5 protein-coding genes and 1 pseudogene are annotated in these 4,885 nt (G+C 72.1%); 4 read left to right on the top strand and 2 right to left on the bottom strand.

Annotated elements, in window-relative coordinates; all coding sequences use genetic code 11:
* From AC1DZ6_RS19070 to AC1DZ6_RS19055, 4 genes and pseudogenes are all read left to right on the top strand, one after another.
* Nucleotides 1–202: pseudogene (locus tag AC1DZ6_RS19070) on the top strand (adenosylcobinamide-phosphate synthase CbiB); the annotation flags it as partial.
* A gap of 27 nt (nt 203–229) precedes the next feature.
* Entirely contained in the window at nt 230–1,276 is a 1,047-nt protein-coding gene (gene cobT, locus AC1DZ6_RS19065) for a nicotinate-nucleotide--dimethylbenzimidazole phosphoribosyltransferase (RefSeq protein ID WP_477098715.1), read from the top strand.
* Entirely contained in the window at nt 1,276–2,031 is a 756-nt protein-coding gene (gene cobS / locus AC1DZ6_RS19060; RefSeq protein ID WP_477098714.1) for an adenosylcobinamide-GDP ribazoletransferase, read from the top strand. Before cobT ends, cobS begins: the two co-directional genes overlap by 1 nt.
* The gene (locus AC1DZ6_RS19055) at nt 2,028–2,540 is read left to right on the top strand and encodes a tyrosine phosphatase family protein (RefSeq protein ID WP_477098713.1); all 513 of its coding nucleotides are present in this window, start codon (nt 2,028–2,030) and stop codon (nt 2,538–2,540) included. The genes cobS and AC1DZ6_RS19055 overlap by 4 nt, the downstream gene beginning before the upstream one ends.
* 17 nt (nt 2,541–2,557) lie before the next feature.
* Here AC1DZ6_RS19055 and AC1DZ6_RS19050 read toward each other — a convergent pair whose 3' ends face one another.
* The gene (locus AC1DZ6_RS19050; RefSeq protein WP_477098712.1) at nt 2,558–3,475 is read right to left on the bottom strand and encodes a hypothetical protein; all 918 of its coding nucleotides are present in this window, start codon (nt 3,473–3,475) and stop codon (nt 2,558–2,560) included.
* A gap of 63 nt (nt 3,476–3,538) precedes the next feature.
* Nucleotides 3,539–4,885: glycoside hydrolase family 15 protein (locus tag AC1DZ6_RS19045; protein ID WP_477098711.1), on the bottom strand; the 1,347-nt coding region annotated here is incomplete at its 5' end.

Here is a 4,885-nt window from a genome sequence, read left to right as displayed (position 1 = left end):
GGCCATGGCCGGCGCCCTGGGCGTCCAGCTGGGCGGCGACGCCCTCTACGACGGCCTCACCACCGCCCGCCCGACCTTCGGCGACGGCCCCCGCCCCAAGCCCGCCGACCTGGCGCGCGGTCTTCGCCTCTACCGCCGGGCCTGCCTGCTGCTCTGGCTGATCCCTCTGGCGATCGGCCTGATCGTCGCCCTCGCCCGATAACCCCCGCTCGTCTATCCAGGACCCACCATGCTCGCCCTTCCCGTTCTCAAGGCCGCCATCACCCCCGTCGACGCCGCGCTCGAGCCGGCCTTGCGGGCCCAGCTGGMCGCCAAGGCCAAGCCGCCGGGCTCGCTGGGACGGTTGGAGGACCTGGCCGTGCGGATCGGCCTGATCCAGAACCGGCTGGACCCGCGCATCGCCCGCACCGACCTCTATGTGTTCGCCGGCGACCACGGGCTGACCAACGAAGGCGTCTCGGCCTATCCGTCCAGCGTCACCGCGGCCATGGTCGGGCTGTTCCTCTCGGGCCGCTCCAGCGTCAGCGCCCTGGCCAGGGCCACAGGCGTCCATGTCCACGTGGTCGACGCCGGGGTCGACGCCGACCTGCCCGACCATCCCGAGCTGATCGTCGCCAAGGTTCGGCGCGGAACCCGCAACGCGGCCCGCGAGCCGGCCCTCACCTCGCGGGAGGTGGAGGCCGCCATCGCCACGGGCGCCGACATCGCCCGCGCGGCGGCGACGGGCGGGGCCGACGTCATCGCCCTGGGCGAGATGGGCATCGGCAACAGTTCGTCCGCCGCCCTGATCATGCACCGGCTGGCCCCCGCGCCGCTCGACGACTGCATCGGCCAGGGCACGGGCCACGGGGCCGAAGGCCTGGCCCGCAAGCGCGCCGGGATCGCCCGCGCCGCCCAGCGCTCGGACGCCGTCGAGCCGCTGGACGTGCTGGCCCAGTTCGGCGGCTGCGAGATCGCCATGATGGTCGGCGCGGTGCTGGGCGCGGCCTCGATGCGGCGGGTGGTGCTGGTCGACGGCTTCATCAGCAGCGCCGCGGCCCTGGTCGCCGTGCGCCTGGTCCCCGCCACCCTCGACTACTGCGTCTTCGCCCACGGTTCGGCCGAGCGCGGCCATCCGGCCATGCTCCAGGCCCTGGGCGTGCGCCCCCTGCTGGATCTGGACCTGCGGCTGGGTGAAGGGACCGGCGCGGCCCTTGCCGCCCCGCTGCTGGTCGCGGCCGCCAACCTGCTGACCGACGTCGCGGCCCTGGCCGACGTCCTGGCCGGACCCGACTGATGCCGCGCCAGCTGAAGCTGTTCTTTTGCGCCCTGCAGTTCCTGACCCGACTGCCGGCGCCCTCGTTTGCCGACTTCCAACCGGACTGGATCACCCGCGCCGCCCGCTACTATCCGCTGGTCGGGGTCCTGGTCGGCGCGATCTGCGCCGGGGTGCTGCTGGCGACGGGGCAAGTGTGGGGCGGCCTGCTGCCGGCCCTGCTGGCCGTCGCGGCGGGGGTGCTGGTCACCGGCGGCTTCCACGAGGACGGCCTGGCCGACACCGCCGACGGCCTGGGCGGCGGCCAGACCCCGGCCCGACGCCTGGAGATCATGAAGGACAGCCGAGTCGGGACCTACGGTGTCCTGGCTCTGGGCCTGGTGCTGGCGATCAAGGTGGCGGCGCTCGCGACCCTGCCCCTGGCGACCGCCGCCCTGGCCCTGGTCGCCGCCCACGGCGCGGGCCGCGTCGCCGCCGTCGTGGTCATGGTGCTGGAGCGCCATGTCAGCGACCGCGACGACGCCAAGTACAAGCCCGCGCCGGACGGGGTGCGGCCTTTGGAACTGCTCATCGCCGCCGTGCTGGGCCTGTGGCCGTTGGCCTTGCTGGGCTGGTCCGGCCTGGCGGGCGCGGCGGTCGGCGCGGCCTTGGCGGCGGCGCTGGCCCTGACGGCCCGGCGGCTGATCGGCGGCTATACCGGCGACGTGCTGGGCGGGGTGGAGCAGGCCTGCGAGCTGGGCGTGCTGCTGGGCGTTTCGGCGGTGCTGGCGCGATGACCCTGCTGGTCTGTCCGCTCAGCCAAGTCGACCCAGCGCGGGCCCTGCACCAGCCGTCGCATCTGGTCAGCCTGCTGTCGCCCACCTCGCCGCCCGAGGCCTGGCCCCGAGCGGCCGGCGACGAAGCCTGCCTCCAGCTCGCCTTTCATGACATCGCCGAGCCGCGCGAGGGCTTCACGCCCCCCGACGCGGCCCTGGTCGCCCGGCTGCTGGACTTCGCGGCGGGTTGGGACGCCGCGCGGCCGATGCTGGTCCACTGCTGGGCCGGGGTCAGCCGCTCGACGGCGGCGGCCTACATCATCGCCTGCCAGCGCACACCCGGGCGCACCGAGGCCGACATCGCTAACGCCCTGCGCATGGCCGCGCCCTATGCGACGCCCAACCCGCTGATAGTCGGCCTGGCGGACGCGGCCCTGGGCCGAAACGGCCGCATGTCGGCGGCGATCGCGGCCATCGGACGCGGCGCCGACACCGCCGAAGGGACACTGTTCGAACTGCCGCTGGCCTAGGCCGGGCGCGGCAAGCGCTAGTCTGGCGCCGCCGCCTTCTCGAGCCGGACCCGATAGGTGATGGCTTCGGGCGTCACGGCCTCGATGGCGATGGCCAGATCACGGATCTGGATCGTCTTGGCTCCCTCGGGAAAGCTCTCGATCTGCCCCGAGGCGGGATGGATCAGGTCATCCACGTCGTAGCCACGCACTTCGAACTTCAGTTCGCCGTCCGTCACCCCTCCGAAGGTCACGTCGTAGGCGTCGCCGGAGGTGGCGGCCGGATAGTCGGCGGCCTTGGGCAGTTGGATCCCCTTGGCGTAGTCGCTCGGCGGGACCAGGGGCTGACCGGCCTTGGCGGTCTGGCGGCGGCCGAAGGTCTCGGTCCCGGGCGCGGTGGAGCGGACGAGCGGGGTGCCGGGGTCGCCGGCCAGGCGGTCGTACACCGCGTGGGGCGCCTCATCGCCAGCGGCGATCAGGGCGTCGGCGAAGGTCCGCGTATCGACGGCCACCGCGAACGCGCCCGCCGCTTCGCGATCGTCGTGACTGGCGCAGACGAAGGTCAGCTCCGCCTCGCCCAGGGTGCCGGGCTCCACCGCCGCCAGGACAGGCTTGGCCAGGCTGTCGACATCGAGCTGCTTGTCGTCGCGGTCGTAGCGGACGATCAGCCCCCAACCGCCCCGCGCCTTGGCGCAGTCGGCCAGCATGGAACTCTTGATCATCCGCACGCCGTCCGCCGCGCCGTCGGCGACGACCTGGGTGTTCCAGTAGGTCAGCACCCCACCCTTGCCGGGCTTGATCGACGCCACGTCGACCAGCATCACCCGGTCCTGGCCCTGATTGACGTACCACCAGTCCGCCGCTCGGGCCGATCCAGCACCAAGGATCTCGGCGCCGATCAGCGCGAGGCCGAGCGCCGCCGACGCCTTGTTCCGGAGGGGCGAGGCGTCGGTCATCGCGATCTCTTCACGGTTAAGCTACGGCCAGGAAACGCCTGGATCACCAGGCGGTTGCCCGCCCTACTTCGCGTAGCGGGCCGCCACCGGCGCGTAGCTGTCCCAAACCTTGCCGTCGCTGACCGAACGCAGCAGCTTGACGTATTCAGCGTGCGACCAGGCCAGGGGCGTGGCCGAGTCCGTGCCCTCGCCGCGTTCGTAGCCGTGCGGGTTAGGGCCGATGCCGTCCCAGACCTGTTCGGGGATCAGCAGGCCGTCATTGGCGAACAGCTCCATGGCCTTGACGTAGCGGTCGCGGATCTTCTGGATCGCCGCCGCGTCCGGCTTGCCGTGCAGGCTGGCCAGAGCCAGTTCGTAGTGGCCACGCTCGCCGGTGAAGATCGGCCAGACCCGGCCGCGCTGGCCCGGGCTCATCTTGCCGCCGACGCCGTAGTTGGCGCCGGTCTTGGCGTCTTCGCCGTAACCGTCGACGTCGTAGCGGCGCCAGCCCGGGAACTCGCCCGCCGCGCCGGGGAAGGTGAAGTCGTAGCGGACGCGGTAGAGGTCGGCCCGGGTCGTGTCATCCAGCTCCGGCAGGCTGCCGACGATGGCGGCGTCATCGGCCCGGCGCACGCCGTAGCGGACCAGCTCCAGGAAACCGCCGTCCACCACCTGGTCCTTGGGCGGGGCGATCTGGCCGTTGGCGGCGCCGATCGGGGCGTGGTCGTTAGGGTCTTCGTTCTGGTTCAGGCGCACATAGTAGGTCCCGTCGCCGAACGGACCCTTGGTGGTCACCATCCGCGCCTCGACCTTGGCGGAATAGGCGTCGGCGGTGGCGCGATAGCGAGCGGCCCCGGCCGCATCGCCGGCCAGTTCGGCGATGTCGCCCGCCGTCACCAGGCCGGAGATGGTCGCCGCCGTGGTAGAGGGCGAATAGCCGCCCTGCTCTTCCCAGCGCTCCTGCTGGGTGAACGGCGGCGTGATGGTCTCGTGGTTCCAGCCGATCCCGACCTTGCCGCCATCGACCAGGAAGTCGGCCGCCGGCTTGATCATCTTGCCGTAGTAGGCCTTCAGGTCGGCCTCGGGCAGCCAGCCCAGCTTCCACAGCTTCCAGCCCAGCATGATCGGCATGGCGGTCTGGTCCAACTGAACGCCGACCCATTCGGTGGTGCCGTCCACCCAGGTCTTCTGCAGAAACCAGCCGCCGACGCCCGTATTGCCCTTGGTGTCCGCCTTGACCTGCACCTGCGGCAGATAGTGGAAGGCCGCCAACGGCGTTTCCTTGTCGCCCAACGCCGCCAGGGCCATGGCGCACTGGTAGAAGTCGCGCGGCCAGACGGCCTTGTAGCCGGTCGAGGGCTTGGAGGCGTCGACGGTGTCGCCCCAGGGGTTGGACAGCGAGGCGATCAGGGCGCCGGCATAGGTGCGGTC

The sequence above is a fragment of the Caulobacter sp. P1_B12_2 genome, from assembly GCF_056406675.1.
This window is presented reverse-complemented; position numbering and strand designations above follow the sequence as displayed.

Excerpts from the sequence above, each read along its gene's own strand:
- cobS (WP_477098714.1), top strand. The coding sequence starts at position 1,276 with ATGCCGCGCCAGCTGAAGCTGTTCTTTTGCGCCCTGCAGTTCCTGACC.
- AC1DZ6_RS19055 (WP_477098713.1), top strand. The coding sequence starts at position 2,028 with ATGACCCTGCTGGTCTGTCCGCTCAGCCAAGTCGACCCAGCGCGGGCC.
- AC1DZ6_RS19050 (WP_477098712.1), bottom strand. The coding sequence starts at position 3,475 with ATGACCGACGCCTCGCCCCTCCGGAACAAGGCGTCGGCGGCGCTCGGC.